We start from the raw sequence: 14,155 nt of genomic DNA, 5'->3' as shown, positions 1-14,155 counted from the left end.
TCAGTTTGCAAGCTTATCGCGACTGTGCGGCGACAGTCGATGGGTGAAGAGTTCCGTTAATGACGGCAGTAAACGGATCGCATCGGTGACGACGCCGAGGTGGGCGAAATCAAAAATCGGCGCGTTAGGATCGGTGTTAATGGCTAAAATAAGATCAGCTCCCTCGACGCCAACGCGATGCTGGATGGCGCCGGAAATGCCGGCTGCTATGTAAAGCTTCGGCCGGATAGTTTTGCCAGTTTGGCCGATCTGCCGATCAGCAGGCATCCAGCCCTTTTGGACGAGGGGGCGCGAACAGCCATAATCGGCCCCGATCGTCCGCGCGAGTTTCTTCATAAGCTTCACGTTCTCCACCGCGCCGAGACCGAGGCCTCCAGCAACCACGACGTCCGCATAGGCGAGATTCGCCGTCGCCGACTGGCCATCGGACAAGAAACCGAGGACCTTAGTGACGATCTCTTCCTCGATCATCGACACTTTGTGTTGAATGACGCGTCCGATCTTATTATTCCCGCGCGGAGGCATGGCCATGACCCTCGGCCGGACCGTTGCCATCTGCGGCCGGCAGTTGAGCGTGTAGATCGTGCAAAGCAAGGAGCCGCCGAAAGTCGGCCGGGTCGCCGCAAGCGAGCCGTCCGCATCCACATCAAGTTCGGTGCAATCCGCCGTGAGCCCTGTCAACAAGGTCGTCGCCACGGAACCGGCAAGGTCGCGCCCGAGCGTCGTTGCCCCTAAAAGAAGGATTTCCGGTTTGTAGTTAGTAACCAGATCCGTCAATGCTTTGGTGAAAGGCTCATTTCGGTAGTCGGCGAGCAGTGGGGCCTCGACGATGTAGGCCAGGTCGGCGCCATAAGCAAAAGCCTCGGCGATGGCAAACCACGTGGCCTCTCCCGGTGGTCCGAGAACGACGCCGGCAAGCTGGACGCCCAGCTTGTCGGCGAGCTTGCGGCCTTCGCCGAGCAGCTCGAAGGAGACGGGATGCACCTGATCGCGCTCCAGCTCGATGAAGACCCAAACGTGCCGATGGTCCTTAAACTGATCGGGCAGCTCTTTCTTCATGGCGGCACGGCCAGCGGCTGGAGGAGGGCTCTCTCGATTCGTGCTCAACATCGTCGCTCCTTGCCTTCATTCGCCGTCAAAGGCGAGTTCGCTTTCGAGCGCCGGCTGGCGCAAAAAGATCCCAGCGATCAACTCCTCCGCGAGATCGCGCGGTGTTTTTTCCGCGGTGTCGATCTGCTCCGCCTTTTCCGCCCGCTCAGGAGGGGCAAAGACCCTCTTAACGACGGTTGGCGAGCCACGCAGGCCGCACTTGGTGAGGTCCTCTATGCCAGCGTCGGCCGCATTCCACTTCACGATCTGGCTGCGCGCGGCCCGTAGCGCGTCATCGAGCGAGCCGCGGCGGATTTCGTTTGTGCCTTCGAGCATTGTAATTAGGCAAGGGAGCTTGCTCATCAGCGTCTGCGTGCCCCCTTCCGAGCGGCGCTCCACCGTAATCTCGCGCCCATTGATGTCGACAGAGACGATTTTGGCAACGTAGGTGAGCTGCAGGAGGTCGAGGCGCTTGGCGATGCCAGGCCCAACCTGGGCGGTATCGCCGTCGATGGTCTGTTTGCCCGTAAAGACGATATCGGGCGTACCGAAGGCCTCTCCGATCTTCGCGATGGCTCGCGAAAGAGCAAACGAGGTCGCCAGAGTGTCGGAGCCGGCAAAATGACGGTCGGTCAAGAGTACGGCGCGGTCGGCGCCGTAGGTGAGCGCCTTGCGCAACGCGTCCTCTGCCATGGGCGGCCCCATGGTGAGCACGGTCACCTCGCCGCCATGGCGGTCGCGCAACTGGAGCGCCTCTTCAAGGGCGAACAGATCATAGGGGTTGATGATGGTTGGCACCCCCTGACGCATGATTGTGTTCGTCACCGGATGCACTCGTATTTGTGCGGAGTCCGGTACCTGTTTGATACAGATAACTATGTGCATGGCGGTTTCTTACTCCCTCCCTCTATGGGTGGCGGGCTTGTCAGTACACATGCTTGCGTGCATCATTCGTGCCAACCGTTTGGCGTTCTCTATCACATTGAAATGGCTTCGATTCCGACGTTGCTAGCATATGACTGAATTGTAAGCTTCCCGACATTGTCGTGTCGCAACCGTGCTCATTTCTTTTCGAACGGCTTCAGGAAAGAGTCTAACGGGACAACGGTGCGGCCGGGTGTGACAGGTCTGTTCGGATTGTGGTCCTTGAGCACCTTGAAGACCCGGTGCGAGAGCGGCGCGGAGGTCGCGAAATCACAGTAGGCCCTTTCCAGTATGGCACGGGCACGAGCAGCGATTACCCGGTCTGGGAGATGGGAGAAGTCCTCTGCCGCGAGGTATTGGCCCATACGCTTCATGATATGGAGTCGTGAGACATCGAGAACCTTCGGGTCATAGGGGACCCCTAGGGCTGCGAAGAACTCCTCCGCAGCCGAGAGAGATTTCAGCCGATTGAGGATGTCTTTGACATCGACGGGACTGCTGTCAGCGGAGCAACGGCACATAAGATTCCCCCTGGTCGTGAGCGGTGATCGCGAGATCGTTCTCCCGTAGCTTAAGCTGCAACGTACGGAATGCGTGGTTCGACGCGGCTAGGCGCAAGGCAGTCGCGTTGCAACTGGAGTCGGCATAGGCTGGTGGTCGGATGCGATCCACCGATGGTGTCGAGAGATTGATTAAGATGATATGGCGCTGGGCCCCCTCCATGAACACGCATGGGCGGTGAACCGGCGATCTATGTGACTGAGAGCCCCGGCTTTTACCTGATCGTTCATACGATGCCGGTGCCGTCATGCAGGTCGTATCGGTGAAAAGGAATTGCCGTTTCATGAGCGTGCCTGCTCCTACTCCCCTGAACGAACCCGGCTGCTCGTGTCGGCCACGTGGCCGGAACGGGATTGGCTCCGGAGCCTTTCAACGATGCCCGGTAAAACTTCGAGCACCCGGTCGACATCCTCGTCACAGTTATCGCGCGAGAACGAGAAGCGGATTGTTCCGTGCGCCATAGCATGAGGGATATCCATTGCCCTCAAGACATGGCTCGGCTCCAGCGAACCGGAGGAGCAAGCAGAGCCGGAAGAGCAGGCGATGCCATAGCGGTTGAGAAGAAGGAGCATACTGTCTCCTTCGACACGTTGAAAGGCGATGTTCGCCGTGTTCGGCAACCTCTTAAGCCTATCGCCGGTTACGAAGGCGCCTGGAACACGCTGGATAATGCCGTTCTCCAATCGATCTCGGAGCGACTTTAATCGGGTCCTCTCGTCGTCTATTGATTTCAGGGCGAGTTCGGCAGCCTTGCCTAAACCGACAATCCCGGCCGTATTTTCTGTCCCTGCGCGTCGGTCGCGCTCCTGATGACCTCCCTTGATCAGTGAGGAGAAAGATAAGCCCCGCCTGAGATAGAGTGCACCAATGCCTTTTGGTCCATGGAATTTGTGTCCGGACAACGAAAGCATGTCGATTGCAGTAGGTTGGAGGTCCATTGGAACCTTGCCGACCGCCTGGACCGCGTCGGTGTGGAAAAGTGCACCGATTCTCTTGGCCATCTCGGCAAGCTTAGCGACCGGGAAAATGGTTCCCGTCTCGTTGTTCGCCCACATGATCGAAGCAATCGCTACACGATGAGTGAGGGCGGTCTCATAGGCGTCAAGATCGAGACGTCCATGTCGATCCACTGGGATCCTGTGTACCTTAATGCCGCGCGTCTTCTCCAGATGGCCGCAGAGTGTCAGCACCGCTGAATGCTCGACTGCGGAAGTCACGATCTCTGTGCGCTCAGGCATCACCTCCAGCGCCGAAAGGATCGCCGCATTGTCGCTTTCCGTCCCCCCCGAGGTGAACACGATCTCATGATCGAACTCGGCGCCGATCAGCGCTTGCAATTGCCGGCGCGCCTTCCTCACCGCCTCGCGGATGGAGGAGCCAAAAGCGTGCGTCGACGAAGGGTTTCCAAACTGATCCGCAAAGAACGGCAGCATGGCTTCAACCACTTCAGGATGGACTCTGGTCGTTGCATTATTGTCGAGATAGATCGCTCTCATGGGTGGATCTCGACTGAGGGGAAGCGGTGACAATGCTGCGGCGTCTTGCACATGCTGTTGTTTGCTAGCCTCGGGCAAGCAGCGCGGGGTGGAGTCGTGCGATGGCGCGTCACGCGATCTTGTTGGCATCGATAACGTCGCATAGCCGCCATCAGTAGGAAGGGAAGAACGTTGTGCGCTCGCGCCTTTTCCAACGGTTGGATTCGCCGCGGCTGCTTAACTAGATGGGTCGCCAGCTTAGCTTGTCGCTGAGAACTGAACTGTTGCAGGCTGCGGCGATTTTTAGACCCTGTCCTACGCGATTGCCGGCTACAACATCGATTTCGACCCTGCCAATTTCTCCAGGCCTCAGATTTCTGTTGTGACGGTCTGATCGTCCTCCTCTGCCGGAACGAGGCTTTCGACGACCAGTACTGTATAAACCGCTGACACGTCTTCGACGGCTTGAACGAGTGTCGTCCGTCTACTGCCAGATCTAGCGAAGTGAGCGACTTGGTCATGAAATCAAGCCTCTTGACACGCACGCGTCTTCGCTCACCTTTCCTCGGCGCGGAACTGCTTGCAGAGGGGGCGTCTCCTTTGGAATCCTGGCCCGGATGCCCGCCAAAAAATTTTGCTGCCTCAGGATAATCCGTTGATGAGCAGACCTTTTTCTCCGGCAGCAAACCGCTTAAAAAGCCTGCTGTCTCCTGACGGACGGTTTGAGGCGCTTCGGCGGGCTTTAGGGTTATGAGTTCGGCCAGCGCTGGCGAGAAGGCGGTCGCTGGGTTGGAACGCAAGGACGACGGCGTCACCAGAAACGCTTCCACCGTTGGATCGACTCCAATTATCAATTCAGGCCCTCTACCGTAGGAAACTGCCCCGGTCTCGCTGAGGGGATTTTCCTGCACGCCGTCGTTCTTCGGATTGAAAAAGGAAACCATGACCTTTTCGCAATAATTCCGCATGGCTCTCTCGCTTTCTCGGTGATCAGCCGAAGGATTTGCCGCAAGTGCAGTTCTGGTGCGCATTGGGATTGTCGAAGACAAAACCGGAGGTTTCTGGTCCCGTCACGAAGTCGATCGTCATGCCGTTGATGTGTGCTTGGGAGTCTGCGTCAACGAACACCTTGACCCCATTTGTTTCGATCACCGCGTCGCCCTGGCCCTGGACGCTTTCTAGCCCCACCAGGTATTTGTAGCCGGCGCATCCACCTGCCTCGACCGCGATGCGAAAGCCTTCCGCCTGCTCGGCTCGGGAAAGCGTTACGTTCATGATGGCGGCGGCATTCTCTGTGAGCTTGATCATGGGATGATTCCTTTTTGTTCGATGGCGCATTTTCGGATTACCGTGCATGCGTCGTGCCAAGCGGTGAGGAAGGCCAAGAGTTCGATCAGCCCGCGTGTTGTATTCCTGCGTCGTCGAACATCGGAGATCTCGAAAGCGCGCCAACTCCAGAACGTCTGCCCGCGTATCTCCGTCTATCATTTTCGGTTGAGGCTCTCGTTGCCGCCGCACCGAAATCCCAGCGGTTCGGCGAAAATGAATGGGAGGCGACAACTGCTTCTAGATTTGTCGCTTGCGCGACATAAAAATTCTGCACGAGTTTCGTGATTAACTGCTTAGCCCCTAAGCGCTTGGGCTATGGAACAGACATCTAATCTTTTCTGGAACGTCAGCTTAAGCGGCCGGAACAACTTTTGAAGCTCCCGTGACGAGGCTGCGGTCGCCAGCCCATATGAAGTCGATCCTCCATGGAGAGGACTAAGCACAATGTCACATGTGCCTCAGTTCCGCGGTTTTTGGGAAAAGGGCATCACCTACGGTACAAAGGACTTATCCCTCCGCGGCCGCCAGTACAAACCGTTTCTCCCGCCGGCGTTGCGCGGACGAGGGGATGTTCATCGCCTCGCGATATTTGGCGACTGTGCGGCGAGCAATGTCGACGCCTGTTTCCTTGAGCTTGGCAACGATGCCATCGTCGGACAGCACATCATGGAGCGTCTCTGCGGCAATAAGTGCCCTTATCTGATGGCGCACAGCTTCGGCCGAGTGCGCGTCACCGCCTTGTGAGGACGGGATCGCGACGGTGAAAAAATACTTGAGCTCGAACACGCCGCGGGGCGTGAGAATGTATTTGTTCGACGTTACCCGACTTACAGTGGACTCGTGCATGTCGATCGCGTCAGCGATGGTCTTAAGATTGAGAGGGCGAAGATGAGCAATGCCATCTTCCAAAAAGACATCCTGGTGGCGCACGATTTCGGTCGCCACCTTAAGGATCGTCGTGGCGCGCTGATCGAGACTCCGAACCAACCAGCTCGCGCTCTGGAAGCATTCGTTGAGGAATGACTGATCTTTCGAGCTTTGGGCGGTTAGGCGAGTAACTTGCGCAAAATAGGTTTGGTTGATCAGTACCTTGGGCAAAATCTCCCGATTAAGCTCGACGTGCCATCCGCCTCCCGGCGAGGGTAGGACGAAGACGTCGGGTATGATGGATTCCGACCTTGCGGACTGGAACTGGTTTCCAGGCTTTGGGTCAAGTGCACGAATTTCGTTCAACATATCGAGAAGGTCGTCTTCATCGACCCGGCAACGTCGCTTCAGTGCTCGAAAATCGCGTCGCGCAAGCAACTCGAGATTTGCGACCAGAGCTGCCATGGCCGGGTCGAACCGGTCTCGTTGGCGCAACTGAATCTCGAGGCATTCGCCCAGACTTCGCGCAAATATGCCCGGCGGGTCAAATAGCTGCAAAGCCTCAAGAACCCGCTTCACTCCAGCCTCAGGGCTATTTAGCCTCTCTGCTAGCTCCTGAAGGTTCACTTGCAGATACCCAGTGTCATCCAGATGGTCGGCAAGCGCGCCAGCAATCAGCCGCTCCTGGGGTGTGAAGGCAGTGAGGGCGATCTGATGGGCGACATGTTCGTGCAATGTCTCAGTTGAGGCGGCGAACTCATCCAGGGAAGGCCTTTCCCCCGGCGAAAGGTTGCCTGTGTCACGGATTGATTTCCAGGGACTAGACAGCTCAGGCATGTCCGTCCTGGCCGGTCCATCAACGTGGTCTTCGCGTGCGCTGATATTTGGATCATCCCCCGCAGTTGGCGATACGCCAGAAGCCCCGCCGTCATTCGACGCCAGGTCGAGAAATGGGTTCTTCTCGATTTCCTGTTCCACGAACTGATTCAGTTCGGTGTGCGCCAGCTGCAGCAAGCGAATAGACGCGATGAGCTGGGGCGTAATAACCAGCGATTGCTGCTGACGCTGATGAAGGCTTGTAAAGGACTTCATGGTTCGAGCAAAACTCCTATCATTCGGCGCAGGTGTGCACGACAAGTCGTAGCTGCTGGTCGTTGGCTTCAATGCTCATACGAAGGCTGGGGCCTTAAGGCATTTCAAAATGTTTTGCGGCGAAGAAACGCCATACGGATCGGTCGCGCAGTTGTCGCCAAAGCCTTCTTCCTCGAACCACCCCTCCACGACGCCATTATTGATCACGGCAGCGTAGCGCCAGGAGCGCAGACCGAAACCGAGATTGTCCTTGGCGACGAGCATACCCATTTTCCGAGTGAATTCTCCCGAACCGTCCGGGATAAGCTTGACATTTTTCAACCCCTGAGACTTGCCCCAAGCATTCATGACGAAGGCATCGTTGACGGAGAGACAGTAGATGTCGTCAATGCCATTCTTCTTAAACTCGACATAAAGACTTTCGAAATCAGGCAGTTGGAAGGTGGAGCAGATTGGCGTGAAGGCGCCCGGCAGCGAAAAAAGGATTACCCGCTTACCGCTGAAATAGTCGTCGGTCGTCTTGTCTTCCCAGCGGTAGGGGTTGGGACCGGATATAGACTCGTCGCGAACCCGCGTGCGAAAGGTGACAATAGGGACCTGCTTTTCCATCGTCATCAATGAAGCTCCTCCAGGAAAATTTATTTGCGGCCTCTCAGTCACGGCTAACACGAATCCGACCTCGGCCCACACGCCAGGGCAAGCAAGCGTCATGCCATTTGGCCTGAAGGAGATGGACTTGCGGTCAGCACAGGGCCTTCGTCGCCGCACCCGTGCGCTGCTCGTGCGGGCGAGCGAATTGTGAAGCCGTTGTGCCGCGCTGACGGCCGGGCGCTGTTTCGGCTACTTCCGACCGCATCTCGATCAAGGTTTCTCTGCCGCCTTTTAGAACCTTAGCATACTGCCCGCCAGTCCGGTCGCGGCGGGAAGGCGCGGGTCACGGGGTTTGAGGTTCTGCTCGTGCGTATGTCTACCCGCGCACGTTTTCTTGTTTGAAACTGCACAAGAAAGTTTGAGGTCCGACAAAAAGGGGGCGCCAGGCTCGGACCGCGCATCGAAAAATGGTGAAACGCAAACGGCTCCGATAATTTCGTCACAGAAGACGACGATGGCGGATATCCGCAGGTTGGGGGCGTGAAGAGCTCGCAGCCGCCAATATCGATCGGCTGATGCCGACCGGCACCCGGGTCGCGCTATGTAGCCTTTGGCCTACGAGCATTTGTTGCTCGGCTGACGTCGCCGCGGAGCTGATATTTTGTTCCTCTCACCACTCACCGCTCAGCTCGCTGGCGACGTGCTGGGCGCCCGGCGCCGATGGCGACGCCACCCACCTGCCCGGCGGCTATCCCGAGCTGCAAGCCGGCGGCTCCGGGACTAGAAGTTTTCTCGCCCGGAATGCTCGATGTGGTAGCGCCCGGCACGTCCGTCTGCATCCCGACAATGCCGCCTAGTTCTTTACGCTGGCGCGCCAGGCTGGCCTTTCCAATACGCGGGTGGTAATTACCCGCTGATTTTCTTTGCGAGCGCATCCATGTCGGGCACGGTGATATGCCGGATGTTCTCGATGCGGATGACGCCCTCTTTGCGAAGCCGGGTCAACTGGCGGCTGACGGTTTCGATCGTCAGCCCGAGAAAGTCGGCAATCTCGGCACGCGATAGCGGCAGATCGAAGGCAGTGCTCGTCGCCGTCTCGGCGTGGGCGGCAATGAGGTGGAGCAGGCTTGCGACCTTCTCCTCGGCGGTCCGCCGGCCGAGCGTCAGCATCCATTCGCGCGCGGCATCCAGCTCGTTCAGCGCCTGAGCGTGCAGGCTACGCTGCAATTCCCTAGTCTCCAATATCATGCGTTCGAGCAAATTGCGGGGGAACACGCAGATCTCCGCATCGGTCGCGGCCTCGGCCGACAGCGTGCTTTCGCGCACGAAGGGGCGGCCGACGAAATCGGGGGCGAATTGCAGGCCAACGATCTGCTGGCGCCCGTCCGACATCACCTTGCAGAGCTTCACCACGCCGCGCGTGATGTTCGAATAGAAAGAGTTTTCCGATCCTTGTGCAATGATCTCGCAGCCTGCGTCGACCTTGCGGCGCAGCGAGTGGCGGCCAAGTTCGCTAAGCTGGCCAGCCGACAAGGCGCCGCAAACGACGCCGTGCCGCGCCTGGCAGGAACGGCAAGCGACGGAAGTGCTAATCACGAGAACCTCACTGCGTGCGACGTCCATGTCCTGATCCCTTCGAAAACCGCCTATGCCGGACATGCCCGAGACGACCACGCGGCCGTTGCGACTTCGGCTATCCCTATTTCTTCCAGCGCGTCTTTGATGGCTATCAATTTCATCGGGATTGCGATTTGATCCAGATCAAATCTCCGTACCCACGCTCTTGCCGTGCCAGGCAGGGCAGTTTTGTGGATTTGTTTCGGACGGCATTTTCGGCCCGCCGCTTGAGCGGGCTTTCTGCGGCCATCGCCTTCCGTCTCGGCGGACGGTAGGCCACCATATCCATTGCTGTCAGGCAACACCCAATCGGCAGATTGCCGCCGACTCTTAGGGTGGTGTCGTCGGGCCGGTAGAACTGACATTCAGGACAAAGGAGTAGCACGCTTCGAGCTGTTCCCGGAATTCCGCCGCTAGCTCGATGCCACAATTCAAAGCTACCCACCCTCAAGCTATCCCACTGCATCGCAGTACATCAGGACATTCGTTACTCGTCGCGCTGTCTCTGGCCCCCGGCTGTGGTGGCTGGAAAAAAGTCGCACCTGAATAGATGGCATCCGGCACCTGATGTCGGGTTTTGTTAGATACGCGACACGGCCTTGATCAGCCAATCTTTGTTCTGCCTTGAGCCAAAGCGCTGAAAGGCAATTGAAAATTTCTTTCCGGCCAAATCAATCAAATTGGCATGAACTTTGAAGTTCTTCTTGCGGGGCGGCAAGGACTGTCGGCCGGTTTCTTTGGTGACCGCCATGGAGCGGAGGAAATCAAAATGCATCTGTGCTCAGAACGCATTTACCGGAAGAGAGGTACCCGTGAAAATCCGATGTCGACCGGAAGGGCGGGCGAGGCATCCAAGAAATTTCGACTTCGGCCAACAAAGCAGCGTGGATTTCGAGCCGCACGGCGATCTGATCGCTGCATCGCATGTCATTGGCGCCTCGCGCTGCTGAGATTGGAAATCTGGCGCTCAACGATTTTGCTCGCTCCCTCTCCGAGGAGAATTCGTTCTCGGCGAAGGGGCTTTGATGACAGGAGAAAAGCAGTGGCTACCATTAGGGTTCCAGAACATGTCCCTCCCGAAATGGTGAAGGACTTCAGCCTGTTCACGTCGCCCGGCATGGAGCGCATGCCAAATGGGGATCCGCACGCAGCTGTCGCTTGCCTCCATAATGGACCGAGAATCTTTTATTCTCCCTGCAATACGCGCGATGGCCGAGGTACCTGGGTCATCGTTCGCGCTCAGGACCAACGCAAATTGCTGCAGGACACCGGAACCTTTTCCAGCCATCGGAGCCTTTTCGCCTCGGCGCTTGGCGAAAACTGGCCGCTGATCCCGCTTGAACTCGACCCCCCGGCTCACAGCGTGTTTCGCTCACTTCTCAATCCGCTGCTTTCGCCCAGGCGGATAATGGAGCTTGAACCGGCGGTCCGTGATGGGGCGATTGCGTTGATTTCCAAGATTTCCGCGTCGAGCACAAGCTGCGACATCTTGACGGACTTCGCCTTTCCTTTTGCGGTTAGTATCTTCCTCCGTTTGCTCGGCTTATCCGATGAGCGCCTCAATACATTCGTGGGCTGGGGGAAGGACCTGCTCCACGGCGACGGCATCAGACGAACCGCAGCCGCCCGAACAATTTTGGCGTTCATCGATGAACTTGCAGCGATGCGCCGCAAAGAACCGGCCGACGATTTCATGACCTTCGTCGTGCAGGCAAAGGTCGACGGCCGCCTGTTGAGAGACCAGGAAATCCATGGAATAGGCGTGCTTCTATTCGTCGCGGGACTGGACACCGTGGCAACGGCGATCGGCTTTGACCTGGCCTATCTCGCGCGCAATCCGACAGAACAGGAATTGCTGCGGAGCAAACCGGATCGAATTGTGCTCGCAGCCGAAGAACTGCTTCGCGCCTATTCGACCGTGCAGATGATCCGTGTGGCGACGAAAGATATCAATTTCGAAGGCGCGCCGATCCGTAAGGGGGACTACATTTCCTGCGCCACGATGATTGCCAATCGTGATCCGGTGGAATTCGAAAATCCGAACACGATCGATTTGGCACGAGAAGACAATCGCCACACCGCTTTTGCGTACGGTCCCCATCGCTGTCTTGGATCACACCTTGCCCGGCGAGAGATCGTCATCGGCCTGGAGGAGTGGCTGTCGCGCATCCCTGACTTCCGTATCAAGGATGGTACGGCGCCCATCACCTATGGGGGCCACGTGTTTGGAATGGAGAATCTGATCCTGGACTGGTCCTGATAATTGAGAGGAGGAAAGACATGGAGTACCGTATGCGCGTCATAGTGCACACTTCCAAATGCCAAGGTCATGCAAGATGCTGGGCCCAAGCGCCCGAAATATTCAATCTTGACGACGAGGGATACATACTGCCCGGTGCAATCGATGTCGAGGAGAGGGACGAACTGTTCGCGTCGCGAGGCGCTCGATCCTGCCCTGAACGTGCGCTGGAGATAGATTGCGTTTCGGATGCGTTGCTCGATCGCCTTTTGTTCAACCAACATTGTGGGGGTTGAAACGCAACGCAACTGGTGCATGACGGCGCCGTCGCTGTCCAAACACCTTACCCGCAGCTCTCCCATTGGTGTCTACTTCTAAGGGCAGTTGTTTACATGCATGCCTAAGCAGAGGGAGGGTTTTTCCTTACGTCAGCCGAGCAGTTGAAAGCTGGCTGCGTCACTGGATGGGTAAGCGCCCCGATATCAGATGTGCGACAAGCGATGAAACACAAAAAAATTACCGAATTGCTCGACCGCGAGGCGCTCCGCGACTGCCTCTATCGGTATTGCCGCGGGATAGACCGCGCCGATGAAAGGGCGCTGCGCAGTTCCTACTGGCCCGATGCACGTGACAATCACGGGACCTATTCCGGTTCGGCCGAGGGCTTCATCGAGTTCGCCCTTGGTGTCTTCAAGACGGGACCGCGCAACATCCATCAAATCACGAACATTCTGATCGAGTTCAGCAGCCCGGAAAAAGCCGCCGTCGAAAGTTACTTCGCCGCACTGCAACGCGCACCGAACAAGGCCGGAACGCTAAGTCAGGCCCTGATCTGCGGCCGCTATTGCGATCTGTTCCTGAAAAAGGGAGGGGATTGGAGAATTGCCGAACGGACGGTGGTCTATGATCTAGTCGAGGAGCAGATCTTGGCCGCGGCATCCGAGACTGAGCAGTTCGGCCACCGGCAGCCGATCGGAGCATCATGTCCCGATGACCCCGTCTACGCATTTAGGAAGACTGCATTCCTTCAAGAGGATGAAAGTGAGACTTGATCGATCAGGATTCAGCCTCGAGATCGTCAACGTTGGTCAGGGAACTTTTACGTGCGCATGCCGATGGTTTCGGAACTTGAACGCGCGGGCAAGATAGACCTCATCGCGGTGCGCAGCCGGGTGCCAATGGGTCGCGTGGCGCGTCCAGACGAAATTGCCCGAGCGGTGCGCTTTCTCGCCAGCGCGCAAGCGTCACCGGGTCTGTGGTGACCGTCGACGGTGGCTGGAGATCGTTTAATAACCGGGGTAGGCGCACCCGCCATGCCCGGGACGCCACGAGCCGAACTCTTCCCTCCTGCCGAGCACTCCACCGCGCGCATTGCGCTTGTCATGGCGGGGCGGACTGCATAGGCGCTGCCGTTGTGCGCCGCTTTGCGGAAAACGGCGACGCGCTTACCAGAACACTGCCGGAGCTGCTCGGAGTTTTCTCCCTCGTCTGCGGTTGATTGGCGCGCATGCGGCGCTGCCGATTTGTTGAAACGCGACGCGATATTGTTCGGGCGCTGTTGATGCAGTTGCATTTAGGCTCCGAGCAAATAGGAAAACTTTTCCTAGGCTCTTTTTGCAGCTGGCACGATTTTTGGATCTACCACATGCCGAGAGATTGGAGTTTTGTTTATCAGCAATGGGCGCCGAGTCGACCGTAATGGTGAAGTGGGGCTTCATACGACCGTATGGGCCTCCCGAAGCCGCCTTATACTTCTTGACAAGCTGGAAAACCGCCAGCGATGGGTTGGGCCAAATGAAAGGCTCGAAGAGGAGGAAAAGAGCATGAACGGCGTTATGTTTCGGACCGTCCACCGCGGTTCTGCCATTGGCGAAGAAGACGTCAAACTGCAACAAGGGCGACGTGTGTCTGTCCTGGCTGCAAATTCAGGTGCGATGTCGCCCCTCGTACCGAGTGAGGTCGCTCGTGCACTACTTTAAGCCGTTATTAAAGCGTTCTCATCAGGTGTTTGTAGCCGACGACGGGAGTATCTGGATCGGGAAGGAATCCCAGAAATCAAGAAAGATCATCCAATCTCCTCCGCCTTGGGTCGCCGGTTTGGTTTCGAAACTGGACGGCGAGCATACACTACCAAGGATACTGAGCGAGCTTAAATCAGAACGGTATGACGTCACCAAATGCGACGTTCACGATTTCGTCTCTGCCCTTGCTAGCTGTGGCCTCATTGAAGAGAGCTGAGCCACTTAAGTTGGAGACTGGCGTCAATCGGGCAATGGTTGCCCCATGTCCGGCCGCGGCGTTGGAACTGGCTAAAAGGGTTTCTCATCAAGGGCGATCACGCAACGAGCGTTCGACGACAAAATGGGGTTTC

Annotated in this window: 13 protein-coding genes and 2 pseudogenes; 6 read left to right on the top strand and 9 right to left on the bottom strand. The window is 57.4% G+C overall.

Translation table 11 applies throughout. From position 1 onward, the window contains the following. The 7 genes from AMK05_RS26990 to AMK05_RS26960 all read right to left on the bottom strand — a co-directional run bounded on the left by AMK05_RS26990 (position 1) and on the right by AMK05_RS26960 (position 7,952). Positions 1-1,110: an electron transfer flavoprotein subunit alpha/FixB family protein gene (locus AMK05_RS26990; RefSeq protein WP_064842711.1), complete on the bottom strand. Its 1,110-nt coding sequence runs from the start codon at positions 1,108-1,110 to the stop codon at positions 1-3. A 15-nt stretch (positions 1,111-1,125) separates the two neighbouring features. Further along, positions 1,126-1,974 carry an electron transfer flavoprotein subunit beta/FixA family protein gene (locus AMK05_RS26985; protein WP_004678528.1) on the bottom strand — a complete coding sequence of 283 codons (849 nt, stop codon included), beginning with the start codon at positions 1,972-1,974 and terminating at the stop codon, positions 1,126-1,128. Positions 1,975-2,150: 176 nt separating this feature from the next. Beyond that, positions 2,151-2,534: a nitrogenase stabilizing/protective protein NifW gene (gene nifW, locus AMK05_RS26980; protein WP_008536550.1), complete on the bottom strand. Its 384-nt coding sequence runs from the start codon at positions 2,532-2,534 to the stop codon at positions 2,151-2,153. A gap of 339 nt (positions 2,535-2,873) precedes the next feature. Continuing rightward, a complete protein-coding gene (gene nifS / locus AMK05_RS26975; protein ID WP_010009901.1) occupies positions 2,874-4,070 on the bottom strand; it encodes a cysteine desulfurase NifS in 1,197 nt (398 codons plus the stop codon). 969 nt (positions 4,071-5,039) lie between these two features. Beyond that, entirely contained in the window at positions 5,040-5,357 is a 318-nt protein-coding gene (locus tag AMK05_RS26970) for a HesB/IscA family protein (RefSeq protein ID WP_009995752.1), read from the bottom strand. Between the two features lie 528 nt (positions 5,358-5,885). Then, complete coding sequence (gene rpoN / locus AMK05_RS26965) at positions 5,886-7,337, bottom strand: RNA polymerase factor sigma-54 (RefSeq protein WP_010009903.1); 1,452 nt, start codon at positions 7,335-7,337, stop codon at positions 5,886-5,888. Positions 7,338-7,412: 75 nt separating this feature from the next. Further along, entirely contained in the window at positions 7,413-7,952 is a 540-nt protein-coding gene (locus tag AMK05_RS26960; protein WP_004678566.1) for a peroxiredoxin, read from the bottom strand. Between the two features lie 803 nt (positions 7,953-8,755). Here AMK05_RS26960 and AMK05_RS34885 point away from each other — a divergent pair. Further along, positions 8,756-8,845 (top strand): annotated as a pseudogene (locus AMK05_RS34885) (L,D-transpeptidase); the annotation flags it as partial. Here the strand turns inward: AMK05_RS34885 and AMK05_RS26955 are convergent. Continuing rightward, positions 8,835-9,551, bottom strand: coding sequence for a Crp/Fnr family transcriptional regulator (locus AMK05_RS26955; protein ID WP_064842863.1), 717 nt, complete (start codon positions 9,549-9,551; stop codon positions 8,835-8,837). The pseudogene AMK05_RS34885 and the gene AMK05_RS26955 overlap by 11 nt on opposite strands. A 574-nt stretch (positions 9,552-10,125) precedes the next feature. Beyond that, complete coding sequence (locus AMK05_RS26950; RefSeq protein WP_064842708.1) at positions 10,126-10,320, bottom strand: hypothetical protein; 195 nt, start codon at positions 10,318-10,320, stop codon at positions 10,126-10,128. A gap of 306 nt (positions 10,321-10,626) precedes the next feature. Between AMK05_RS26950 and AMK05_RS26945 the strand changes: the two genes are divergently transcribed. The 5 genes and pseudogenes from AMK05_RS26945 to AMK05_RS36130 all read left to right on the top strand — a co-directional run bounded on the left by AMK05_RS26945 (position 10,627) and on the right by AMK05_RS36130 (position 14,022). Continuing rightward, complete coding sequence (locus AMK05_RS26945) at positions 10,627-11,805, top strand: cytochrome P450 (protein WP_064842706.1); 1,179 nt, start codon at positions 10,627-10,629, stop codon at positions 11,803-11,805. A 20-nt stretch (positions 11,806-11,825) separates the two neighbouring features. Beyond that, complete coding sequence (locus AMK05_RS26940) at positions 11,826-12,080, top strand: ferredoxin (protein ID WP_004678571.1); 255 nt, start codon at positions 11,826-11,828, stop codon at positions 12,078-12,080. Between the two features lie 204 nt (positions 12,081-12,284). After that, positions 12,285-12,836: a nuclear transport factor 2 family protein gene (locus AMK05_RS26935; RefSeq protein WP_064842703.1), complete on the top strand. Its 552-nt coding sequence runs from the start codon at positions 12,285-12,287 to the stop codon at positions 12,834-12,836. A 48-nt stretch (positions 12,837-12,884) separates the two neighbouring features. Continuing rightward, a pseudogene (locus AMK05_RS35790) lies at positions 12,885-13,231 on the top strand (SDR family oxidoreductase); the annotation flags it as partial. Positions 13,232-13,686: 455 nt separating this feature from the next. Continuing rightward, positions 13,687-14,022, top strand: a complete 336-nt coding sequence (locus tag AMK05_RS36130; RefSeq protein WP_082935782.1) for a hypothetical protein — start codon at positions 13,687-13,689, stop codon at positions 14,020-14,022. Positions 14,023-14,155 lie beyond the last annotated feature (133 nt).

This window comes from Rhizobium sp. N324 (genome assembly GCF_001664485.1).
Lineage (GTDB): Bacteria > Pseudomonadota > Alphaproteobacteria > Rhizobiales > Rhizobiaceae > Rhizobium.
This window is presented reverse-complemented; position numbering and strand designations above follow the sequence as displayed.

Excerpts from the sequence above, each read along its gene's own strand:
- AMK05_RS26985 (WP_004678528.1), bottom strand. The coding sequence starts at position 1,974 with ATGCACATAGTTATCTGTATCAAACAGGTACCGGACTCCGCACAAATA.
- AMK05_RS26960 (WP_004678566.1), bottom strand. The coding sequence starts at position 7,952 with ATGACGATGGAAAAGCAGGTCCCTATTGTCACCTTTCGCACGCGGGTT.
- AMK05_RS26970 (WP_009995752.1), bottom strand. The coding sequence starts at position 5,357 with ATGATCAAGCTCACAGAGAATGCCGCCGCCATCATGAACGTAACGCTT.
- nifS (WP_010009901.1), bottom strand. The coding sequence starts at position 4,070 with ATGAGAGCGATCTATCTCGACAATAATGCAACGACCAGAGTCCATCCT.
- AMK05_RS26940 (WP_004678571.1), top strand. The coding sequence starts at position 11,826 with ATGGAGTACCGTATGCGCGTCATAGTGCACACTTCCAAATGCCAAGGT.
- AMK05_RS26950 (WP_064842708.1), bottom strand. The coding sequence starts at position 10,320 with ATGCATTTTGATTTCCTCCGCTCCATGGCGGTCACCAAAGAAACCGGC.
- AMK05_RS26990 (WP_064842711.1), bottom strand. The coding sequence starts at position 1,110 with ATGTTGAGCACGAATCGAGAGAGCCCTCCTCCAGCCGCTGGCCGTGCC.
- AMK05_RS26945 (WP_064842706.1), top strand. The coding sequence starts at position 10,627 with ATGGTGAAGGACTTCAGCCTGTTCACGTCGCCCGGCATGGAGCGCATG.
- rpoN (WP_010009903.1), bottom strand. The coding sequence starts at position 7,337 with ATGAAGTCCTTTACAAGCCTTCATCAGCGTCAGCAGCAATCGCTGGTT.
- AMK05_RS26955 (WP_064842863.1), bottom strand. The coding sequence starts at position 9,551 with ATGGACGTCGCACGCAGTGAGGTTCTCGTGATTAGCACTTCCGTCGCT.
- nifW (WP_008536550.1), bottom strand. The coding sequence starts at position 2,534 with ATGTGCCGTTGCTCCGCTGACAGCAGTCCCGTCGATGTCAAAGACATC.
- AMK05_RS26935 (WP_064842703.1), top strand. The coding sequence starts at position 12,285 with ATGAAACACAAAAAAATTACCGAATTGCTCGACCGCGAGGCGCTCCGC.